We start from the raw sequence: 22,161 nt of genomic DNA, 5'->3' as shown, positions 1-22,161 counted from the left end.
TATCTGCGCCCACTTCGACCTGCGAGGTAAAGCATGCGCCGCCCCATGGTAGCTGGTAACTGGAAAATGCACGGTACCCGCGCCGGTGTCGCTGAACTGCTCGAAGGGCTGCGAAAGTTGCCTCGATCGGGTGAGGTCGAAGTTGCGGTATTTCCTTCTTCGTTGCACATCGGCCAAGTAATCGATGGGCTTCAAGGCAGTGGAATCACCGTAGGTGCACAGAATTCTGCAATACAGCCCGAGCAGGGCGCGTTGACTGGGGAAGTTGCTCCGAGTCAATTGGCTGAACTGGGTTGCAAGTTGGTGCTGGTAGGTCATTCGGAGCGTCGCCAGGTCATGGGCGAAAGCGAGAACGTTCTTCAGCAGAAGTTTGCAGCCGCACAAGCCTGTGGTTTGAAGCCGGTGCTCTGCATTGGGGAAACCCTTGAAGAGCGTGAAGCGGGCAAGACGCTCGAAGTTGTCGAGCGTCAACTGAGCAGCATCATCGATACGTTCGGTGTTGCCGTCTTTGCCAATGCGGTGATCGCTTATGAGCCTGTCTGGGCCATCGGCACGGGCCTTACGGCCTCGCCTCAGCAAGCCCAGGATGTACACGCGGCTATTCGCGCGCAGTTGGCGAAAGAAGATGCCGAAGTCGCAGCTCGTGTCCAGCTGCTCTACGGCGGTAGCGTAAAAGCGTCCAATGCCGCCGAATTGTTCGGCATGCCGGATATCGATGGGGGGCTCGTTGGTGGGGCTTCCTTGAACGCAGACGAATTCGGTGCAATTTGTCGCGCCGCAGGAAACTGAAATGCTGGAAACAGTCGTAGTTGTTTTTCATCTGTTGGCCGCGCTGTCGGTAGTAGCGCTGGTGTTGATGCAGCAGGGTAAAGGTGCTGAAGCCGGTGCTTCTTTTGGTGCAGGTGCTTCTAATACTGTATTCGGAAGTCAAGGTTCGGCGACGTTCCTAAGTAAATTGACCGGTATACTCGCTGCTACTTTCTTTCTGACCGCACTTGGGTTAGGATACTTCGCAAAGCAGCAAGCTCACCAGCTTTCCCAAGCCGGTTTGCCAGATCCAGCGGTTCTTGAAGTTAAAGATCCAAAGCCTGCGGTCAATGACGATGTACCTGTTCTGAAAGAGCAGAAGAGCGAAACCACCCAACAAGGTGATGTACCTCCTCCCGCTGAAGAACAAAAGTAACAAGTTACACAATGCAATAAGCGTCACGGGTTTCAAATGTAGTATTGCCGAGGTGGTGGAATTGGTAGACACGCAACCTTGAGGTGGTTGTGCCCATAGGGTGTAGGGGTTCGAGTCCCCTTCTCGGTACCAATTGAAGCATGAGAGCCCGCTGTAGCGGGCTTTCTTGCAGGTGGAGGTCGGATTGACCCTGAGCAGGGTTCAGTCTTATACTTTTGCCCCAGCTTTGTCGCGGGGTGGAGCAGCTTGGTAGCTCGTCGGGCTCATAACCCGAAGGTCGTTGGTTCAAATCCAGCCCCCGCAACCAGCTTCAGCGAAGCCCCTTTTCAGGGGCTTTTTGCTAGCCGAACAGTTTCGACGCCGTTGTCCCGATGGCGTCTCCAGGGATGGGCGTTTCGCCCATTTTTTATTTGCACAGCATGCACGAGGGGGTTCAGGTGTCGAGCAAGCTAGAACAGTTGCAGGCCTTGTTGGCCCCGGTTGTCGAGGGTCTGGGCTTTCAATGCTGGGGGATCGAATACATCTCCCAGGGCAAGCACACGGTGTTGCGTGTCTACATCGACAAGGAAGGCGGGATCATGGTGGAGGACTGCGAAGCCGTCAGCCGCCAGATCAGCGGTGTGCTTGATGTTGAAGATCCGATCAGCAGTGAGTACGCCCTCGAGGTGTCTTCACCCGGTATGGATCGCCCGCTGTTCACGTTGGAACAGTTCGCCTCGCATGCCGGCGAACAAGTGAAGATCAAGCTGCGTACGCCCTTCGAGGGCCGTCGCAACTTCCAAGGCCTCCTCCGCGGCGTAGAGGACCAGGATGTGGTGGTCCAGGTGGACCAGAACGAATTCCTGTTGCCGATCGACTCGATCGACAAGGCCAATATTATTCCCAGTTTTGACTGAGACGTGCCGGGCCCGCTGGATCATACGGGTCCAATGGCTTGCGCAAGGCGAGGCGTACGATGAGCAAAGAAGTACTGCTGGTTGTTGAATCGGTATCCAACGAGAAGGGTGTACCCCCTGGTGTGATTTTCGAGGCGCTGGAAGTAGCGCTGGCGACCGCAACCAAGAAACGTTTTGAAGACGAAGTCGATCTGCGTGTGGAAATCAACCGCCACACCGGCAGCTACGAGACGTTCCGTCGCTGGACCGTGGTCGACGAAAACGCGCTGGACGATCCGGCGATCGAAACCTGGCTGACCAAGGCCCACCTGACCCACCCCGAAGCCCAAGTCGGCGACGTGATCGAAGAGAAGATCGAATCGATCGAGTTCGGTCGTATCGCTGCCCAGACCGCCAAGCAGGTCATCGTGCAGAAAGTGCGCGAAGCCGAACGTGCCCAGGTGGTCGACGCTTACCGCGAGCGGGTCAACGAGATCATCTCCGGCACCGTCAAGAAAGTCACCCGTGACAACATCATCGTCGACCTGGGCAACAATGCCGAAGCATTGCTGGCCCGCGAAGACATCATTCCCCGCGAAACCTTCCGCGTCGGTGTGCGTTTGCGCGCACTGCTCAAGGAAATTCGCAGTGAAAACCGCGGCCCTCAGCTAATCCTGTCGCGCACCGCGCCACAGATGCTGATCGAGCTGTTCCGCATCGAGGTCCCGGAAATTGCCGAAGGCCTCATCGAAGTCATGGCCGCCTCCCGTGATCCGGGATCGCGTGCCAAGATCGCCGTCCGCTCCAAGGACAAGCGCATCGACCCGCAAGGTGCCTGTATCGGCATGCGCGGTTCGCGTGTGCAAGCCGTGTCCGGCGAGTTGGGTGGCGAGCGTGTCGATATCGTCCTGTGGGACGATAACCCGGCACAATTTGTCATCAACGCCATGTCGCCGGCCGAAGTCGCGGCGATCATCGTTGATGAGGATGCCCATGCCATGGACATCGCCGTCGCCGAAGACAACCTCGCCCAGGCCATCGGTCGTGGCGGGCAGAACGTTCGCCTGGCCAGTCAATTGACCGGCTGGACACTGAACGTGATGACCGAGAAGGATATCCAGGCCAAGCAGCAAGCAGAAACTGGCGACATCCTGCGTAATTTCGTTGAAGAACTGGAAGTCGACGAGGAGCTGGCACAAGTGCTGGTCGACGAAGGCTTCACCAGCCTCGAAGAAATTGCCTACGTACCGTTGGAAGAAATGCTCAACATCGATGGCTTCGACGAAGAAATCGTCAACGAGCTTCGCGCTCGTGCCAAGGACCGTTTGTTGACCAAAGCCATCGCTACCGAAGAAAAACTGGCAGACGCCCATCCGGCCGAAGACCTGCTCTCCCTCGAGGGCATGGATCCGGACCTGGCGGCGGAACTGGCGGTGCGCGGTGTGGTTAACCGCGAAGACCTGGCCGAGCAGTCGATTGACGACCTGCTCGACATCGACGGCATCGACCAAGAGCGTGCCGGCAAGTTGATCATGGCCGCCCGAGCCCACTGGTTCGAGTAATTAGGCGTGGCCTGAGGAGAGAAATGCATGACGCAAGTCACGGTGAAAGAACTGGCCCAAGAGGTCGAGGCACCGGTAGAGCGCCTGCTGCAGCAGATGCGTGAGGCGGGTCTGCCGCACACCGACGCCGGTCAGGTAGTGACCGACAATGAGAAGCAGGTTCTGCTGACTCATTTGAAGAGCAGCCACAAAAGCAAAGCGCAGGAACCCCGCAAGATCACCTTGCAGCGTAAGACCACCAGCACCCTGCGCGTAGCCGGTAGCAAGAGCATCAGCGTAGAAGTACGCAAGAAGAAAGTATTCGTTCAGCGCAGCCCTGAAGAAATCCAGGCCGAGCAGAAACGTGAGCTCGAAGAGCGCCGTGCGGCGGAAAACGCCGAGCGCGCCAAGAGCGAAGCGCAGAACCAGCAGCGCGCCGAAGAACAGAGCCGTCGTCAGGCCACCGAGGCCCCTGCGCCTGCGGCCAAGCCTGCTGCCGCACCGGCCGCAGCCCCTGCCGTGGCCAATGCGCCGGTGTCCGACGACGCCGCTGCACGTGCCGCCGAGCGCAAGAAGGACGAGACCCGTCGCAACGAGACGCGCACCCGTGAAGACGACCGCCGTGGTGGCGAGCGTCGTGGTGAAGCGCCGCGCGTGTCGATCAAGGTCAAGGTGAAGGAAAAGGAGAAGGCGCCGACCCCGCGCGCCGCTCCACGTACCACCGACGAAGAAAGCGATGGCGCGCGTCGCGGCCGTGGCGGCAAGAGCAAGCTGAAGAAGCGTAATCAGCATGGCTTCCAGAGCCCGACCGGTCCGGTCGTGCGTGACGTCACCATCGGTGAGACCATCACCGTTTCCGAGCTTGCCCAGCAGATGTCGGTCAAGGGTGCGGAAGTCGTCAAGTTCATGTTCAAGATGGGCACTCCGGTGACCATCAACCAGGTGCTGGATCAGGAAACTGCCCAGCTGATCGCCGATGAGCTGGGCCATAAGGTCACGCTGATCAGCGACAGCGCGTTGGAAGACTCCCTGGCCGAGTCGCTGAAGTTCGAAGGCGTGGTCGAGTCCCGTGCGCCGGTCGTGACCGTCATGGGCCACGTCGACCACGGCAAGACCTCGCTGCTCGACTACATCCGTCGCGCCAAGGTCGCTGCGGGCGAGGCCGGTGGCATCACCCAGCACATCGGTGCCTACCACGTCGAAACCGACCGTGGCATGGTCACCTTCCTCGACACCCCGGGTCACGCCGCGTTTACCCAGATGCGTGCCCGTGGTGCCAAGGCGACCGATATCGTCATCCTGGTGGTGGCGGCCGACGACGGTGTCATGCCGCAAACCCGCGAAGCGGTGCAGCATGCCAAGGCCGCGGGCGTTCCGCTGGTGGTCGCGGTGAACAAGATCGACAAGCCCGGTGCCGACCTCGACCGCATCCGTAACGAGCTGTCCGTCGAAGGCGTGACCTCCGAGGACTGGGGTGGCGACACGCCATTCGTCAAGGTTTCGGCGAAGATGGGTACCGGTGTCGACGAACTGCTCGAAGCCGTGTTGCTGCAAGCCGAGATTCTCGAGCTCAACGCCACGCCGACCGCGCCCGGTCGCGGTGTCGTGGTCGAATCGCGCCTGGACAAGGGCCGTGGCCCGGTCGCTACCATCCTGGTTCAGGACGGTACGCTGCGTCAGGGCGACATGGTCCTGTGCGGCTCCAATTATGGCCGTGTGCGTGCCATGCTCGACGAAAACGGCAAGCCTGTGAAGGAAGCCGGCCCGTCGATCCCGGTCGAGATTCTCGGCCTGGATGGCACCCCGGAAGCCGGTGACGAGCTGTCGGTAGTGGCGGACGAGAAGAAAGCCCGCGAAGTCGCCATGTTCCGTCAAGGCAAGTACCGCGAGGTCAAGCTGGCCCGTGCGCATGCCGGCAAGCTGGAAAACATCTTCGAGACCATGGGTCAGGAAGAGAAGAAGACCCTCAACATCGTGCTCAAGACCGATGTGCGTGGCTCGCTCGAGGCGCTGCAAGGCTCGCTCGGCGGCCTGGGCAACGACGAAGTGCAGGTGCGTGTGGTCGGTGGCGGCGTCGGTGGTATCACCGAAAGCGATGCCAACCTGGCGCTGGCCTCCAACGCTGTACTGTTCGGCTTCAACGTGCGTGCCGATGCTGGCGCGCGCAAGATCGTCGAGCAGGAAGGCCTGGACATGCGTTACTACAACGTGATCTACGACATCATCGAAGACGTCAAGAAAGCGTTGACCGGCATGCTCGGCAGCGATGTTCGCGAGAACATCCTGGGCGTCGCCGAAGTGCGTGATGTGTTCCGTTCGCCGAAGTTCGGCGCCATCGCTGGCTGCATGGTCATCGAAGGCATCGTTTATCGCAACCGTCCGATCCGCGTACTGCGCGACGACGTGGTGATCTTCGAAGGCGAGCTGGAATCGCTGCGTCGCTTCAAGGACGATGCTGCCGAAGTGCGTAACGGCATGGAGTGCGGTATTGGCGTCAAGAGCTACAACGACGTCAAGGTCGGCGACAAGATCGAAGTGTTCGAGAAAGTCCAGGTGGCCCGTACCCTGTAAGGGTCGTGCCGGGCGCAGCTTCCGCATCGCAGCGGCAGGCAGCGCCTCACCAGGTAACGCCCGGTCAGGCTCGCGCCTCGCCGGGCGTTTGCCGCTTTAGATACAGGTAGCAAAAATGGCAAAAGAATATAGCCGTACCCAACGTATCGGCGATCAGATGCAGCGCGAGCTGGCCGAGCTGATCCGCCGTGAAGTCAAGGACCCGCGTGTCGGGCTGGTCACCATCACCGCCGTCGACGTCAGCCGCGACCTCGGTCATGCCAAGGTGTTCATCACCGTCATGGGCGATGACGAGGATGGCACCGCCGTGGCGCAGAGCCTTAAGGCGCTGAACAGCGCCGCCAGCTTCCTGCGCTTGCACCTGGGTCGCGCGATGCAGTTGCGCAGCGTGCCGCAGTTGCACTTCCATTACGACGAAAGCGTCAGCCGCGGCGTCCATCTGTCGGCGCTGATCGAGCGTGCCGTGGCCGAAGACCGTCTGCACCAGGCAGACGAGCCGGACGTCAACAAGGAGTAAGCGGTGGCCCAGGTCAAACGTATTCGCCGCAACGTCAGCGGCATCATCCTGCTCGACAAGCCGCTGGGGTTCACCTCCAACGCGGCCCTGCAGAAAGTCCGTTGGCTGCTCAATGCGGAGAAGGCCGGCCATACCGGTAGCCTCGATCCGCTGGCGACCGGTGTCCTGCCGCTGTGCTTCGGTGAAGCGACCAAGTTCTCGCAATACCTGCTCGATTCCGACAAAGGCTACGAGACGGTCATGCAGCTGGGGCAGACCACCAACACCGGCGACGCCGAAGGTGAGGTGTTGCAGACCCGCGAAGTGACCGTTGGTCGCGTCGACATCGAAGCGGCTCTGCCGGCGTTTCGCGGGCCGATCAGCCAGATACCGCCCATGTACTCGGCGCTCAAGCGTGACGGGCAGCCGCTGTACAAGCTGGCGCGTGCCGGAGAGGTGGTGGAGCGCGAGCCGCGTTCTGTTACTATTACGCGCCTCGAACTGCTCGAGAGCGAAGGCAGCCGCGCGCGGCTGTCTGTAGGCTGCACCAAAGGCACCTATATTCGCACCTTGGTCGAAGACCTGGGCGAAGCCTTGGGGTGCGGTGCCTACGTCGCCGAGCTGCGGCGCACCCACGCCGGGCCGTTCGAGTTGGCGCAGACCGTTACCCTCGAAGCGTTGGAGCAAGCTCACGCCGAAGGTGGTAACGAGGCGCTCGACCGCTTCCTGATGCCATCGGACAGCGGTCTTTTGCACTGGCCGCTGGTATGCTTGTCGGCCAACAGCGCGTTTTACTGGCTGCACGGTCAACCCGTGCGGGCACCCGAATCGCCGCAGTTCGGCATGGTTCGGGTACAGGACGACAGCGGTCGCTTCCTCGGTATCGGTGAAGTGAGCGAAGACGGGCGCATTGCGCCGCGTCGATTGATTCGGTCGGAGTGATTCGATCAGAGTGATTCGGTCGGATAGACCGAAACCACAGGTTTAGGCCTCGGCCCGAACCTGTGGATGAAAGGGTGGCTGTTATTAGGCGCGGTCATGCCTTCTTTATCAATACGGGGTTTTCCCCCGGCCTATTGGGATCCGCTTGCGGGTTCCGTTTATCAGGAGACGCCAAATGGCACTCAGCGTTGTAGAAAAAGCTCAGATCGTTGCCGACTATCAGCAAGCCGCCGGTGACACCGGTAGCCCGGAAGTGCAGGTTGCTCTGCTGACCGCCAACATCAACAAGCTGCAAGGCCACTTCAAGGCCAACGACAAAGACCACCACTCCCGTCGTGGTCTGATTCGTATGGTCAACCAGCGTCGTAAGCTGCTGGACTACCTGAAGGGCAAAGACGCCACGCGTTACAGCACCCTGATCGGTCGTCTGGGCCTGCGTCGCTAATAGCGGCCTGGCCAGTGGTGTGCGGGGCGTGTCGCCGTCGTCGGCAGTGCTGGACATCAGCACTGCCGTCGGACACGCCCGGCATCTCTTCGAGGTTGGCAGTCTGAACCTGTCGTGCGGTTCTCCCGCGCGGCAGTCAGGCTCCCAGCCTCGTGTTGTATCTGGACGGTCAACGGGGCCGATTCCCTGTTCTGCCCAAGAATTCGCAAGAAACCAGTTCCCCCAGAGCCATTGAAAAGGTAGGAAACCGTGAACCCGGTAATCAAGAAATTTCAGTTCGGTCAGTCGACCGTCACGCTAGAAACCGGCCGCATTGCCCGTCAGGCAAGCGGCGCCGTACTGGTCACCGTCGATAACGATGTCACCGTGCTGGTGACCGTGGTCGGGGCCAAGCAAGCCGATCCAGGCAAGGGCTTCTTCCCCCTGTCGGTGCACTACCAGGAAAAAACCTACGCTGCCGGCAAAATCCCAGGCGGCTTCTTCAAGCGCGAAGGCCGTCCTTCCGAGAAAGAGACCCTGACCTCGCGCCTGATCGACCGTCCGATCCGTCCGCTGTTCCCGGAAGGCTTCATGAACGAAGTGCAGGTCGTCTGCACCGTGGTCTCCACCAGCAAGAAGACCGATCCGGACATCGCCGCGATGATCGGCACCTCGGCCGCCCTGGCCATTTCCGGTATCCCGTTCGAAGGCCCGATCGGCGCTGCCCGTGTCGCCTTCCATGAAAGCACCGGCTACCTGCTCAACCCCACCTACGAGCAACTGGCCGCCTCGAGCCTGGACATGGTCGTCGCCGGTACCGCTGACGCCGTACTGATGGTCGAATCCGAAGCCCAAGAGCTGACAGAAGACCAGATGCTGGGCGCCGTACTGTTCGCCCACGACGAATTCCAGTCGGTCATCAAGGCCGTCAAAGAGCTGGCCGCCGAAGCCGCCAAGCCGACCTGGGACTGGAAACCCGCCGTCGCCAACACCGAACTGTTCGACGCCATCCGCGCCGAGTTCGGCGCAGCGGTTTCCGAAGGCTACACCATCACCGTCAAGGCCGACCGCTATGCCCGTCTGGGCGAACTGCGCGACCAGGCGATCGCCAAGTTCTCCGGCGAAGAAGGCCAGCCTTCGGCTGCCCAGGTCAAAGAGATCTTCGGCGAAATCGAATACCGCACCGTTCGCGAAAACATCGTCAACGGCAAGCCACGTATCGACGGTCGTGACACCAAGACCGTACGTCCGCTGAACATCGAAGTCGGCGTTCTGCCCAAGACCCATGGCTCGGCCCTGTTCACCCGTGGCGAAACCCAGGCCCTGGTCGTCGCGACCCTGGGTACCGCGCGTGACGCACAGCTGCTCGACACCCTCGAAGGCGAGAAGAAAGACCCCTTCATGCTGCACTACAACTTCCCACCGTTCTCGGTAGGCGAGTGTGGTCGCATGGGCGGTGCAGGCCGTCGCGAAATCGGTCACGGCCGTCTGGCCCGTCGTTCGGTCCAGGCCATGCTGCCGGGTGCCGACGTCTTCCCGTACACCATCCGCGTGGTGTCGGAAATCACCGAATCCAACGGCTCCAGCTCCATGGCTTCGGTCTGCGGCGCTTCCCTGGCCCTGATGGACGCCGGTGTGCCGATGAAGGCACCGGTCGCCGGTATCGCCATGGGTCTGGTCAAGGAAGGCGAGAAGTTCGCCATCCTCACCGACATCCTCGGTGACGAAGACCACCTGGGCGACATGGACTTCAAAGTGGCCGGTACCGCCAAGGGCGTCACTGCGCTGCAGATGGACATCAAGATCAACGGCATCACCGAAGAGATCATGGAGATCGCCCTGGGCCAAGCCCTGGAAGCGCGCCTGAACATCCTCGGCCAGATGAACCAGATCATCGGCCAGTCGCGTACCGAGCTGTCGGCCAACGCACCGACCATGATCGCGATGAAGATCGACACCGACAAGATCCGTGACGTCATCGGCAAAGGCGGCGCGACCATCCGTGCCATCTGCGAAGAGACCAAAGCGTCGATCGACATCGAAGACGATGGCTCGATCAAGATCTTCGGCGAGACCAAGGACGCGGCCGAAGCGGCACGTCAGCGCGTACTGGGCATCACTGCCGAAGCCGAGATCGGCAAGATCTATGTCGGCAAGGTCGAGCGCATCGTCGACTTTGGTGCTTTCGTCAACATCCTGCCGGGCAAAGACGGCCTGGTGCATATCTCCATGCTCAGTAACGAGCGCGTAGAGAAGGTTACCGACGTGCTCAAGGAAGGTCAGGAAGTCGAAGTGCTGGTACTGGATGTGGACAACCGCGGCCGTATCAAACTGTCGATCAAAGACGTGGCGGCGGCGAAATCCTCCGGCGTGTGAGCTTGATCGTGCGGTAAATCGAAGGGCCCCATGGGGCAATGCCGGTCAGTTAAGCTGAAGTTGTGTTCATTGGGGCTGCTTTGCAGCCCATCGCGGCTGAAGCCGCTCCTACAGGGAAAAGCATATCCTGTTGGAGCGGCTTCAGCCGCGATGGGCCGCCAAGCGGCCCTAATCGCTTAACTGACTGGCATTGTCTCGATGGGGCCCTTTCTTTTGGCTGTCGTTTCTATTCGTGGACTTGCATCTTGCATGCAGGATTTGACTGCGGCTTGCAAAATGCACGAACGTGCCAATTCGCAAAAGCGCTAACTAACTGTTTTTACTGCGATTTATTAAAATTTGAACCTGGCACAGCCTCTGCAATCTATTAAGTACCTGCAGCCGGTAACCACGGCGCAGACTTTTCGAAAAACAGGAGTGTCTTGTATGAAGAAGTTCGCTATCGCTGCCGCCGCTGCTACCGCTCTGACCCTGACCATGACCAACGCGGCATTCGCTGCCCAGCAAACTTCCCAGGCCCCGCTGATGATGGCGGCCGGTGAAGTCACCAAGGCCAAACAAGAAACCAGCGACACCTGGATCACCACCAAGGTCAAGGCTGACCTGCTGACCGAGAAAGGCATCCCAGGTTCGGACATCACCGTTGAAACCACCCACGGTGTAGTTGCATTGTCCACAAACGATGGCGTTACCCTGACCGAAGCTCAGAAAACTACCGCCGTTGCCATCACCAAGAAGATCAAAGGCGTGAAGAGCGTCACCACCGAAGCGCTGAAAACTCAGTAAGCTTCCGGCTCGGCTCGATGGATCGGGCCACATGAAAAACCCGGCATTCGTGCCGGGTTTTTTGCGTCTCAGGGAAGGGTTCCAGCCTTCATTGCACATCCAGATGCAACGGTGTGATCACTCGGCCATCGCGCTGTGCCTGTCCGAGTGTCGTATCGATGAAATACACCCGGTCGTCACTCAGTCCACCTTTGTCGACCAGGTAGTCCTTGATGCTACTGGCTCGGTCCTGCCCGAGTTGCCGCTGCAGCGTGGCGCTTTCCGACCAGAACTTCAGCACGGCCTCGCGCAACTGCCGCGTGCGTTGCTCACGGCTCAATTGTTCCCATTGCGGCGGCGGTTGCTGTTTTAGGCGCAGGCGGTAGATGCCTTCGAGCATGGCAGGCTTGTCGTCTTCGCTGACCACCAGCAGGGAGGCATTGGCCGGCACCTTGTCGCCGCGCCTTTGCAGGATCTTGTACCAAGTGGCTTGGTACTCGCGCTCCAAGCGTTGACGTGCCAAGAGCGGCCCGTCGCTGGATTGCGCACTGGTGCCTTCGATCTCCAGACGCAACTGCGGCCGCGCCTTGAGACCGGCAGCCAGTTTGTCCAGCGCGGCGCGCGCATCGTCGGCCAGTTCGCTGGAGCCAGGCGCGAAGGCCACGGTGCTGAGGTCTTGCGACTGCCCGCCGGCCACCAGGCTGCCGATGAGCTTGAACGGCGACTGCACGGCGCGCAGGGCCAGGTTGCGCAGGGTCTGCCACACGATCGGCATCACGCTGAATTGCGGATTGTTGAGGTCGCCCGACACCGGCAGTTTCAGCGAGATCTTGCCCTGGCTGTCCTTGAGCAGCGCCACGGCCAGGCGAATCGGCAGATCGACCGCATCGGGGCTGTCGACCCGGTCGCCCAGTTGCAACTGCTCGACTTCGACGGTGTTCTCCGCTTGCAGTCGGCCCTGGGTGATGACGTAGTGCAAGTCGAGGTTGAGCCGCCCTTTGCGAATGCGATAACCGGCGAATTTGCCCGAGTAGGGCGTCAGCGTGGTCAGCTCGACACGGCGGAAACTGGCGGCGATGTCGAGGCTGTCCATGGGGTCGAAGGGGTTCAGCGCACCGTGGATGATCACCGGCGCGTAACGGTCCACCTTGCCTTGGATATCCACACTGGCGGGTAGCGAGCGACGATTGTCGATGGTGCCGACCACGCCGTTGAGTTGTTGCGCGGCGGTGGCGAAGTTCGGCGTCAGGGTCAGGTCGGCGAAATTGGCCGAACCGTCCTTGATGTCGATCTGACCGATGCGAATGCCCAGCGGCTTGTCGGCAGGTTTGGCCGGCTGCGCGGGTGTGGAGGCGACCTGGGCCCCGGTAGGTTGGGGTATCAACAGGTCATCGATGTTGGTGGTGCGGTCTTCGTTGATGATGAAGCGCGCGTAGGGCTGCTGCAGCGTCACCTTGTCGATCGACAACGCATCGCCATGCACGTAGCGGATGCCGTCGGCGTCGACCCGCTGCCATTTGACCAGGTCGCGGTTCTTGATGGTGTCGAGGGTGTGCAACTGATCGACCTGCGCCTTGCCGCTGACGGTCAGGGCCAAGGGCTCGACGCTGGCCAGATCGACCTTGAGCTGGCTGTCGAGCATGCCGCTGCGCAGCTCCAGAAGGATGAAAGGGTTGATGTAGGCCTGAGCGATGCGCAGGTCGATGTCCTGGGTGCTGACATCAAGGTTGGCGCTGATCGGCGCCAGATTGACCTGGCCGGCCGCTTGCAGCTTGCCTTGCCTGCCGACGCCGGTGTCGAGCTTGAGCTCGGAAGGCGAGCCGTTCAGGCTGTCGAAACCACGCATCGTCAGGTTGAGCGGGCCGACGTCCAGGGCTACCGGCTCTTTCTGCCGACGATCCTGCACATGGATCAGCGCGTTGCGTGTCTGTACGTCTTTGAGCAACACCTGCCACGGCTTGGCCGGCGCGGCAGCCTGGGTGCGGGTCGGCTCGGCCGTTGCAGGTGCGTGCTTGTCCTTGCTCGAGGGCGTACTCGGCTGGCCGGCGAACAGCGCCTGCCAGTCCAGCTGACCGTCGGGCTGGAGCGCGGCCCAGGTTTCCAGCTTTTCGCTACGGACCTTGCCCACGGTGACGCGCTGCTTGGCCAGGTCGAGGGTGGCGTCGCTGACGTCGAGGCTGGCCAGGCGCGCCAGGGGACGACCGTCGGGCGCTTGGATGGCGAATGGCGCTATGTGCAGGGAGGTCTTGTCGAGCAGCAGCTCGGTGCCCTTGGCGAAATTGAGGCGGTAATGTGTGTCGAAGCTCAGGACGCCGTCTTGCAGCACCAGGGGCAGGCTGTCGCGTACGTAGGGCCACCACAGCTTCATCTTGGCGTCGGTGATCTTCAACGTGCCTTCGGAGGCGAAGGGCGCGAGGCCAAGGCTGCCTTGCCAGTCGATGCGTCCGCCGGCCGGGCTTTTCGCTACCAGCGTCATGTCGGCGCTGTCATCGGCCAGGGTGCTCAGGTTCTTCAGCTCGAGATTCATCGAGTCGTAAAGAAACTCGATCGGCTCGCTGGGGCGCAAGTCCTTGAAGTGCACGTAGCCTTCGCTGATCGCCAGGTTGCCAACGCGCAGCGGGAAAGGTTCGCTGGCCGGCTCGTCAGGCTTGGAGGGGCTGGGCGGCACGTCGAACAATTGCGCCAGGTTGAGACGCCCGTCCTTGGCGAACACCACCTCGCCGCGTGGCTTGTCCAGTGCCACGGCGTCCAGGTGCAGCACGCCGCGCCAGAGGCTGTCCAGTTGCAGGTTCGCGTACAGTCGCTCGAAGCCCAGCTGCGGTTTGCCGGGTTCGCCGATCTCCAATCCCCAAAGGGTCAGCTCAAGGCTGAAGGGGTTGAATTCGATACGTTGCAGGTGGGCAGGCGCGGTGGCGTACTGGGCCAGTTGCTGGTTGGCGATGCGCAGGGCAACGCCTGGCAGCACCAGAAAGCCCAGCAGGCTATAGAGGGCCACCAAGGCCAGCACGGTGCCAAAGGCGCGGGTCAATGCTTTGAGCATGCGGGGCGTCATCAGGTCGCGGGCGGGAGTGGTTGGAGTATGGCATGGGGTAGCGGTTCCGCGGCAACAGTACAAAGACTTGTAACCCCATCGCATCCGATGCGTGGAGCGCTCACCGCGCGCCTCACAATGGCACGAGGCGAGGGCTGCAGGCGCGTCGGTCAGCCGCCAAACAGACCGTAGGAAACGAAAACGGGCGCCGAAGCGCCCGTATCGATCAAGCCAGCCGCCTCAACCGCGGTGACGGCTGCGGAAGTAGTTGATCAGGCCTTGGGTCGAGCCATCTTCGGCTTGCTTCTCTTCAGCGCCGACCAGACGCTCGTAGACGCCCTTGCCCAGCTCCTTGCCCAGCTCGACGCCCCATTGGTCGAAGGCGTTGATGCCCCACACCACGCTTTGCACGAACACCTTGTGCTCGTACATCGCCACCAGCGCACCCAAGCGGCGCGGGCTGATGCGTTCGACCACCAGGGTGTTGCTCGGGCGGTTGCCCGGAATCACTTTGTGCGGCGCCAACTTCTCGATGTCCGCTTCGTTCATGCCCTTGGCGCGCAACTCGGCCTCGGCTTCTTCGCGGGTTTTGCCCTGCATCAGCGCCTGGCTCTGCGACAGGCAGTTGGCGTACAGCCACTGGTGGTGGTCGGCCACTGGGTTGAAGCTCACCACCGGTACGATGAAGTCGGCGGGAATCAGATGGGTGCCTTGGTGCAGCAACTGGTGGTAGGCGTGCTGACCGTTGCAGCCTACGCCGCCCCAGATCACCGGCCCGGTACTGACCGGCACGGGCGAGCCGTCTTGCAGCACGCTCTTGCCGTTGGACTCCATGTCCAGCTGTTGCAGGTGCTTGGTGATGTTACGCAGGTAGTGGTCGTACGGCAGGATGGCGTGGCTGTCCGCACCCCAGAAGTTGCCGTACCACACGCCCAGCAGGGCCAGCAGCACGGGCATGTTCTGCTCGAACGGCGCGCTCTGGAAGTGCTGGTCCATGGTGTAGGCACCGGACAGCAGCTCTTTGAAGTTGGCGGTGCCGATGGCCAGGGCGATCGGCAGGCCGATGGCCGACCACAGCGAATAGCGCCCGCCGACCCAGTCCCACATCGGGAAGATGTTTTCTTCGCGGATGCCGAAGGCCATGGCCGCCTGCTTGTTGCTGGACACGGCGATGAAGTGGCGATAGAGCTCGGCTTCCGAGCCGCCCTGGGCCAGGTACCAGGTGCGCGCCGCGATGGCGTTCTTCAGGGTTTCCAGCGTGTTGAACGACTTGGACGAGACGATGAACAAGGTGGTTTCGGCACGCAGCTTGGCCGAGAGCTCGTGGAATTCGCTGCCGTCGATGTTGGCCAGGTAATGGCAGCGTACGCCGCGTTGGGCATACGGCAGCAGCGCTTCGGAGACCAGCTCCGGGCCCAGGAAGGAGCCGCCGATGCCGATGTTGACCACGTCGGTGATCGGCTTTTCGGTGTAGCCGCGCCACAGGCCGTCATGGATGCGCGTCACCAGTTCGGTCATCTGGTTAAGGACCTTGTGCACCTCGGGCATCACGTTGACGCCGTTGACGTCGAGCTTGTCGCCCACCGGACGGCGCAGCGCGGTGTGCAGCACCGGGCGACCCTCGGAGGTGTTGATGATCTCGCCGCTGAACATCGCCTTGATGGCATCGGCCAGGCCGACCTGCTCGGCCAGCGCCACCAGGTGCTCACGGGTCTGCTCGGTGATCAGGTTTTTCGAGTAGTCGAGGAACAGGCCGCAGCTGCTCAGGGAGAACTGGTCGAAGCGCTGCGGATCGGCATTGAAGGCGTCGCGCATGCTGAAGTCTTGCAGCGCTTCGCGATGCTGCTGGAGCGCCTGCCAGGCCGGCAGGGTCGTTACATCATGAGGAGTGCGGTAATACGCCATTGCGAATGAGTTCCTGGGTACAAGTTGCTGCGTTGGACAGTGGCCGCCCTCAGCAGTTGCGGGCCGTCGTGCAGTATAGGCAATCCTGATTCGGTCGAACGTGAAATGCAGCGCGGTGCGTATGCGCTGCATGCCGGTTCAGGCGCTGGGCTGTTCCAGATGTACATACAGGTTGTCGATCAGCCGGGTGGTGCCCAGGAAAGCGGCCACCAGAACCACCAGGTCGCGGTCGTCCAGTTGCGCAGGGCGCAGCGACAGCGCATGGCGCACTTCCAGGTAGTCGGTGCGCAAGCCCGCCGCCTCCAGCTGTGCCCGGCCTTCGTCCAGCAGGGCCTCATAGTCGCGGCGACCGCGGCGCAGGCCTTCGCCGACTTGGGTAAGCGTGCGGTACACCACCGGGGCGATCGCGCGCTGCTCCGGGCTCAGGTAGCCGTTGCGCGACGACAGCGCCAGGCCGTCTTCGGCGCGCACGGTCGGCTCGCCGAAGATCTGGATGGGCATGTTGAGGTCACGGACCATGGCGCGAATCACGGCCAGCTGCTGGTAGTCCTTTTCACCGAAGACGGCGAGATCGGGCTGGACCATGTTGAACAGCTTGTTGACCACGGTGGCCACGCCCTCGAAATGCCCCGGCCGGCTGGCGCCGCACAGGCCTTCGGACAGCTGCGCCACGCTGACGCGGGTCTGCGCGGCGGTGCCTTCGGGGTACATCTCTTCCACGGTAGGTGCGAACAACAGATTACAGCCGGCTTCCAACAGGCGTGCCTGGTCGGCCGCCAGGGTGCGCGGATAGCTGGCCAGGTCTTCGTTGGCGCCGAACTGCAGCGGGTTGACGAAAATGCTGGCGACCACGAAGTCGGCGCGTTGTGCGGCCTTGGTCACCAACGCGGCGTGGCCGCTGTGCAGGTTGCCCATGGTCGGCACGAAACCGATGCGTTTGCCTTCCCCACGTGCGCGCGCCACGGCGGCGCGCAATTCACGGACGGTCTTGACTGTATTCATGCGCTGAACCCATGTTCGCTGGCTGGGAAACTGACGTCCTTGACTGCCGCGACGTACGCGGCAAGGGCGCCTTGAATGTCCTGCTGGCCCATCATGAAGTTCTTCACGAAGCGCGCCACGCGCCCGCTCAGCGACAGGCCGAGCATGTCGTGCAGCACCAGGACCTGACCGTCGGTGCCGCTGCCGGCGCCGATGCCGATCACCGGAATGCTCACCGCCTGGCTGATCTCGCTGGCCAGAGCGCTGGGCACACATTCGAGCAGCAGCATGGCGGCACCGGCCTGTTCCAGCGCCTGGGCATCCTGGCGCAGCTGTTCGGCCTGGGCCTGCTGACGACCTTGCACTTTATAGCCGCCGAACACGTTGACCGCTTGCGGCGTCAACCCCAGGTGCGCGCACACGGGCACGCCGCGTTGGGCCAGCAGGGAGATGGTTTCAGCCAGCCACGCCGCGCCTTCGATCTTGACCATGTGCGCACCGGCCTGCATCAGCGTAGCGCTGTTGGCCAGGGCCTGCTCGCAGGTGGCATGGGCCATGAACGGCAGGTCGGCCAGAATCAGCGCCCCGGCGTTGCCGCGTTTGACACACGCGGTGTGGTAGGCCATGTCGGCGGTGGAGACGGGTAGGGTGCTGTCGTGCCCCTGCAGGACCATGCCCAGCGAATCCCCCACCAGCAGCACCTCGACGCCTGCCTCGCTCGCCACCTTGGCGAAGGTGGCGTCATAGCAGGTCAGCATGGTGATCTTTTCACCTTTGGCTTTCAGGCCGTTGAGGGTCGTCAGGGTCACAGCGGGCATGTCGAAAATCCTCGTTCAGGCCCTGCGAACACGGCTGCGGTGCGCAGGCCGCCGTTCGCTCAAGGCGCTACATCGTCGTTCGCGATGTTCGTTACAGGCCGTCTGGGGCCAGAGTCTGTGGGCACCGAGGTGCCGCGGGAGGCCTATAGTCGTGACGCGAGGGGGGGAAGTCAATCACCTGTTACCGGCGCGCCACAGGTAGGGTGTTACGCCTGTTACCGCTTGCGCACGCGGCGTTTCTACAGGCGTTCGAGGCCGACGAAAGGGCAGGCAGCGAGGCGCTGGGCGAGGGTGTGGCCATCGGCGAGCAGGGTGTGCACGGGCAGCAGTTCGGCGAGCGGGTAGAGCACGAAGGGGCGCAGGTGCATCTGGACGTGCGGGACTTGCAGGCGCGGCAGGTCGATGCATTGCTCACCGAACAGCAGGATGTCCAGATCGAGGGTACGCGGCCCCCAGCGCTCGGCGCGCACACGACCTTGCTCGTTTTCCACCGCTTGCAGCGCATCGAGCAGCGCCAAAGGCTCGAGTGCCGTGTCCAAGGCGGCCACGGCGTTGGTGTAGCGGGGCTGGCCGGGCAGCAGCGAGTCGCTGGCGTAGAACGCCGACACGCCCGCCAGGTGAGTGTGCGGCAGGTGCTCCAGGGCTTGCAGGGCGTTGCGCAATTGGCCGGCCGGATCGGCCAGGTTGCTGCCCAAGCCGATGTAGGCGCGTACGCTCACTCGAAGACCTCGTCATCGCCTTGCTTGCGCTTGCTGTTGCTGCGTTTGCGCTTGCGTGGGGCGGCGCCGTCTTCGCTACGCCCGCCCAGCTCGCGGATCATTTCGCGGCGCGTGCCGTCGTGGGCTTCCTGATAGTCGGTCCACCACTGGCCGAGGTCGTCGGTCTGCTCGCCTGCGCTTTCGCGCAGCAGCAGGAAGTCGTAGCCGGCGCGGAAGCGTGGGTTGTCCAGCAACTGGTCGGCACGCTTGCCGCTGCGCCGTGGCAGGCGTTCCTGCATGTCCCAGATTTCCCGGATCGGCAGGGTGAAACGCTTGGGCACGGCGATGCGCTGGCACTGCTCGACGATCAGCTCGTGGGCTGCGCCGTTCATGGCCGGAATCGGCGGCACGCCCTGGTTCTGCAGGAACAGCGCGCGCGCGGGCAAGGCTGGCCAGAGCAGGGCGGCATAGAGGAAGGCCGGTGTCACCGGCTTGCCCTGTGCGACGCGCAAGTCGGTGTTGGCCAAAGCCTGGCTGATCAGCGTGTGGGTATAGCTCGGACGATCCTCCAGCGCCTGGGCACTGGCCGGGAACAGCGGCTCGAACAGTTCGAGATCGACCAGCATCTCGAAGACCATCGCGCCTTGCCCGGACAGGAACAGCTTGAGGCTTTCCTCGAACAGCCGCGCTGGCGGGATTTCCCGCAGCAGGGGTGCCAGTTCGCGAATCGGCGCTACGGTGTGCTTTTCGATGCCGAAGTTGAGCTTGGCGGCGAAGCGCACGGCGCGCAGCATGCGTACCGGGTCTTCCTGGTAGCGGTGGGCCGGGTCGCCGATCAGGCGCAGCAAGCGGTTGCGGATGTCATGCACGCCGTTGGCGTAATCGAGAATGCGCTCGTTGACCGGATCGTAGTACAGGGCGTTGATGGTGAAGTCGCGGCGTTGCGCGTCTTCTTCCAGCGTGCCGTACACGTTGTCGCGCAGGATGCGGCCGCTGGCATTGTGCGAAGAGCGGTGGCTGTCGGCCTGGTCTTCGTCGGAGTGGGGCGCACGGAAGGTGGCGACTTCGATGATCTCGCGGCCGAACTGGATGTGCACCAGCTTGAAACGGCGCCCGATGATGCGCGCGTTACGGAACTCGGCCCGCACTTGCTCAGGGGTGGCGCTGGTGGCGACGTCGAAGTCCTTGGGCGTGATGCCCAAGAGCAGGTCGCGTACGCAACCGCCGACCAGGTAAGCCTGGTAGCCCGCGCCTTGCAGGCGCTCGACGATGCCGACCGCATGGCGGCTGAACTGGCTGCGTTGCAGCGAGTGCTGGCTCTTGTGGATCACCTCGGGTGTGGTGCGCACGTGATGTTGACCTGGTACCGGGGGGCGGAAAGACTGGAACAGCTTCTTCAGCATGGGATGCACTGTTTGAAGGAATGTTCGGCCAGCAATAGGGGAATGGCCGCATGATGGGCGGGGATTCTAGCATTTACTCTGAGAATGGTGTAGGCGGTGTGCTGAAGGCACTGAAGGGGCAGAAACGACATGGGGAGCCTAAGCTCCCCATCAAGTCGTTGCGTACGCTCTTGTTGTTATTTTTACGGGCTTCTTGTTTTTGTCGAGTGCCCAGTCCATCCAGCTTGGCTGGTGAACGATCCCTATCGGAAGGGATGAAGAGCAAACGGATTGCTTTGATCGTTGAGCTGTACCGACCTAGAGGTCCAACCAGTTCAGGCGCTGCTTTTTAGTGCAGTTTTTGTTGTTCTCTGCCTGGTCATGGGGCAAGCCCCGGATACAACGCGTCTCCAAAAGAATCAGTTAGCTGCGCCTCCGCCGTGTTGTTCTTGTTATGCGTGAGCCGTTTCGTGTTGTTTTTATTATGGGTTGCGGTGCTTGTTATTGTTCTTGTACCAAACATATTGCAGGCAGCGTGCCAACTTTGACCAAGGCCCGTAAAACCTGGGTTTGGGGTCGATCAAGCCAATGGGGTGACGGTTTGGAATAAGCATATTCGTTACCGTTCGCCTCGGAAGATGTTACGTGGTGTAAGGCGGGTAACAGGTTTTTGCAGAGGGGGCGGAGGCAGGTGCGGCATGTGCCGCACCTGGAAGGCGATCACTGCTCGCTGGTGGCGTTGCTCTTGCGCCGCGGAATGCCCAGGCGCTGGCGCCGCTCCCACAGGCACTTGCGGCTCACGCCCAGTTTGCGGGCCAGTTCGGTCTCGGTCATGTGGTCCTGATGTTCGAGCACGAAGTGGTGGAAGTAGTCTTCCAGCGACAGGTCTTCGCTCGGGTCATGACTGGCGTTACCGCTGACGGCACTCGAGGATGGCAGTTGATCCAGCGGGTCGCCATCCTCGAGATCGGCCAATTCGATGTCGATCCCCAGCAGCTCGGCGGAGATTTCCGGGCTTTCGCTCAGGATCACCGAGCGCTCCACAGCGTTTTCCAGTTCACGCACGTTGCCCGGCCAGCTGTAATGGCGGATGGCTTGCTCGGCCTCGGCGGAGAAGGTCAGGTCGTCGCGGCCGATGCGCGCACGTTGGCGTGCGAGGAAGGCGTGGGCGATGTCGTTGACATCGCTGCCGCGTTCGCGCAGCGCGGGCAGTTTCAGCGCAATGACGTGCAGGCGGTAGTAAAGGTCTTCACGGAACTGGCCGGCTTTGGCCAGGCTTTTCAGGTCGCGGTGGGTCGCGGCGATTAGGCGCACGTCGACCTTCTGCGATTGCACCGATCCCACCCGACGGATCTCCCCTTCCTGCAAAACGCGCAACAGACGCGCTTGAGCCTCCAGCGGCAGCTCGCCGATTTCGTCGAGGAACAGCGTGCCGCCGTCGGCCGCTTCGACCAGGCCGGCACGTCCGGCGCTGGCGCCGGTGAAGGCGCCTTTTTCATGGCCGAACAATTCGGATTCGATCAGCGTTTCCGGAATGGCCGCACAGTTCACCGAGATCATGGGCGCCTTGGCGCGCCGCGAGAGGTTGTGCAAAGCCCGCGCGACCAGCTCCTTGCCGGTGCCGGACTCGCCTTGGATCAGCACATTGGAGTCGGTGGGCGCCACCTTGCGGATCTTGCCGAACAGATCGAGCATCGGTGCGCAGGAGCCGATGATGCCGATCTCGCCCGAGGCGTTGCCGGCAGCGCTCTTTTCCGCGGCGGCCGGCTTGCCCGTGCTGCGCGGTTCGGCCGATGCGGCTGGGGTGGCGGCTGCTTTGGGCCGATCGCGCAGGATACGTGCCACGGCCTGCAGCATTTCGTCGTGGTCGAAGGGTTTGGCGATGTAGTCCACCGCGCCCATCTTCATCGAGTCCACGGCCGAGCGCAGGCTGGCGTAGCTGGTCATGATCAGCACCGGGGTGCCTTCGCCGAGCTTGATCAGTTCGGTGCCAGGCGCGCCTGGCAGGCGCAGGTCGCTGACGATCAGGTCGAAGGTGGCGATGCTGAACTGGGCCTGGGCATCCTGTACCGAACCTGCCTCGCTGACTTGGTACTGATTCCTTTCGAGCAGGCGTCGCAAGGCCGAGCGGATGATGGTTTCGTCTTCGACGATCAGAATATGCGGCATGGAT

General features: G+C 62.0%; 17 protein-coding genes and 2 tRNA genes. 12 read left to right on the top strand and 7 right to left on the bottom strand.

What is annotated here, in order from left to right; all coding sequences use genetic code 11:
* Positions 1-33: 33 nt before the first annotated feature.
* From tpiA to AA0Z93_RS03935, 12 genes are all read left to right on the top strand, one after another.
* Positions 34-789: a triose-phosphate isomerase gene (gene tpiA, locus AA0Z93_RS03990; protein WP_413046296.1), complete on the top strand. Its 756-nt coding sequence runs from the start codon at positions 34-36 to the stop codon at positions 787-789.
* Position 790: 1 nt separating this feature from the next.
* Positions 791-1,183 (top strand): preprotein translocase subunit SecG, encoded by a 393-nt coding sequence (gene secG / locus AA0Z93_RS03985; RefSeq protein WP_413046297.1) that lies wholly within the window; start codon positions 791-793, stop codon positions 1,181-1,183.
* 46 nt (positions 1,184-1,229) lie between these two features.
* A tRNA-Leu gene (locus AA0Z93_RS03980) sits at positions 1,230-1,315 on the top strand.
* Positions 1,316-1,413: 98 nt separating this feature from the next.
* Positions 1,414-1,490, top strand: a tRNA-Met gene (locus AA0Z93_RS03975).
* Between the two features lie 130 nt (positions 1,491-1,620).
* A complete protein-coding gene (gene rimP, locus AA0Z93_RS03970; RefSeq protein ID WP_296267283.1) occupies positions 1,621-2,079 on the top strand; it encodes a ribosome maturation factor RimP in 459 nt (152 codons plus the stop codon).
* Between the two features lie 59 nt (positions 2,080-2,138).
* Complete coding sequence (gene nusA / locus AA0Z93_RS03965) at positions 2,139-3,620, top strand: transcription termination factor NusA (protein ID WP_413046298.1); 1,482 nt, start codon at positions 2,139-2,141, stop codon at positions 3,618-3,620.
* 27 nt (positions 3,621-3,647) lie between these two features.
* A complete protein-coding gene (gene infB, locus AA0Z93_RS03960; RefSeq protein WP_413046300.1) occupies positions 3,648-6,170 on the top strand; it encodes a translation initiation factor IF-2 in 2,523 nt (840 codons plus the stop codon).
* Positions 6,171-6,285: 115 nt separating this feature from the next.
* Positions 6,286-6,687, top strand: a complete 402-nt coding sequence (gene rbfA, locus AA0Z93_RS03955; RefSeq protein ID WP_413046301.1) for a 30S ribosome-binding factor RbfA — start codon at positions 6,286-6,288, stop codon at positions 6,685-6,687.
* Positions 6,688-6,690: 3 nt separating this feature from the next.
* Positions 6,691-7,608 (top strand): tRNA pseudouridine(55) synthase TruB, encoded by a 918-nt coding sequence (gene truB, locus AA0Z93_RS03950; protein WP_413046302.1) that lies wholly within the window; start codon positions 6,691-6,693, stop codon positions 7,606-7,608.
* Positions 7,609-7,783: 175 nt separating this feature from the next.
* Positions 7,784-8,053, top strand: a complete 270-nt coding sequence (rpsO, locus tag AA0Z93_RS03945; protein ID WP_413046303.1) for a 30S ribosomal protein S15 — start codon at positions 7,784-7,786, stop codon at positions 8,051-8,053.
* A 249-nt stretch (positions 8,054-8,302) separates the two neighbouring features.
* On the top strand, positions 8,303-10,408 hold the full coding sequence (gene pnp / locus AA0Z93_RS03940) for a polyribonucleotide nucleotidyltransferase (protein ID WP_314492157.1): 2,106 nt from the start codon (positions 8,303-8,305) through the stop codon (positions 10,406-10,408).
* Positions 10,409-10,834: 426 nt separating this feature from the next.
* Positions 10,835-11,194, top strand: coding sequence for a BON domain-containing protein (locus AA0Z93_RS03935; RefSeq protein WP_296265816.1), 360 nt, complete (start codon positions 10,835-10,837; stop codon positions 11,192-11,194).
* Positions 11,195-11,282: 88 nt separating this feature from the next.
* Here AA0Z93_RS03935 and AA0Z93_RS03930 read toward each other — a convergent pair whose 3' ends face one another.
* The 7 genes from AA0Z93_RS03930 to AA0Z93_RS03900 form a co-directional block, all read right to left on the bottom strand.
* The gene (locus AA0Z93_RS03930; RefSeq protein ID WP_413046304.1) at positions 11,283-14,213 is read right to left on the bottom strand and encodes a DUF748 domain-containing protein; all 2,931 of its coding nucleotides are present in this window, start codon (positions 14,211-14,213) and stop codon (positions 11,283-11,285) included.
* A 231-nt stretch (positions 14,214-14,444) separates the two neighbouring features.
* Positions 14,445-16,109: a glucose-6-phosphate isomerase gene (pgi, locus tag AA0Z93_RS03925; protein WP_413046305.1), complete on the bottom strand. Its 1,665-nt coding sequence runs from the start codon at positions 16,107-16,109 to the stop codon at positions 14,445-14,447.
* A 138-nt stretch (positions 16,110-16,247) separates the two neighbouring features.
* The gene (gene panC, locus AA0Z93_RS03920; RefSeq protein ID WP_413046306.1) at positions 16,248-17,111 is read right to left on the bottom strand and encodes a pantoate--beta-alanine ligase; all 864 of its coding nucleotides are present in this window, start codon (positions 17,109-17,111) and stop codon (positions 16,248-16,250) included.
* Positions 17,108-17,908, bottom strand: coding sequence for a 3-methyl-2-oxobutanoate hydroxymethyltransferase (panB, locus tag AA0Z93_RS03915; RefSeq protein ID WP_413046307.1), 801 nt, complete (start codon positions 17,906-17,908; stop codon positions 17,108-17,110). Before panB ends, panC begins: the two co-directional genes overlap by 4 nt.
* A gap of 239 nt (positions 17,909-18,147) precedes the next feature.
* Complete coding sequence (gene folK, locus AA0Z93_RS03910; RefSeq protein WP_413046308.1) at positions 18,148-18,627, bottom strand: 2-amino-4-hydroxy-6-hydroxymethyldihydropteridine diphosphokinase; 480 nt, start codon at positions 18,625-18,627, stop codon at positions 18,148-18,150.
* On the bottom strand, positions 18,624-20,009 hold the full coding sequence (locus tag AA0Z93_RS03905) for a polynucleotide adenylyltransferase PcnB (protein WP_413046309.1): 1,386 nt from the start codon (positions 20,007-20,009) through the stop codon (positions 18,624-18,626). Before AA0Z93_RS03905 ends, folK begins: the two co-directional genes overlap by 4 nt.
* Positions 20,010-20,708: 699 nt before the next feature.
* The gene (locus AA0Z93_RS03900; RefSeq protein WP_413046310.1) at positions 20,709-22,157 is read right to left on the bottom strand and encodes a sigma-54-dependent transcriptional regulator; all 1,449 of its coding nucleotides are present in this window, start codon (positions 22,155-22,157) and stop codon (positions 20,709-20,711) included.
* Positions 22,158-22,161 lie beyond the last annotated feature (4 nt).

This window comes from Pseudomonas phoenicis, from assembly GCF_047302395.1.
GTDB lineage: Bacteria > Pseudomonadota > Gammaproteobacteria > Pseudomonadales > Pseudomonadaceae > Aquipseudomonas.
Note: the sequence above shows the minus strand (reverse complement) of the source record. Positions and strands in the feature narration are given on the sequence as shown.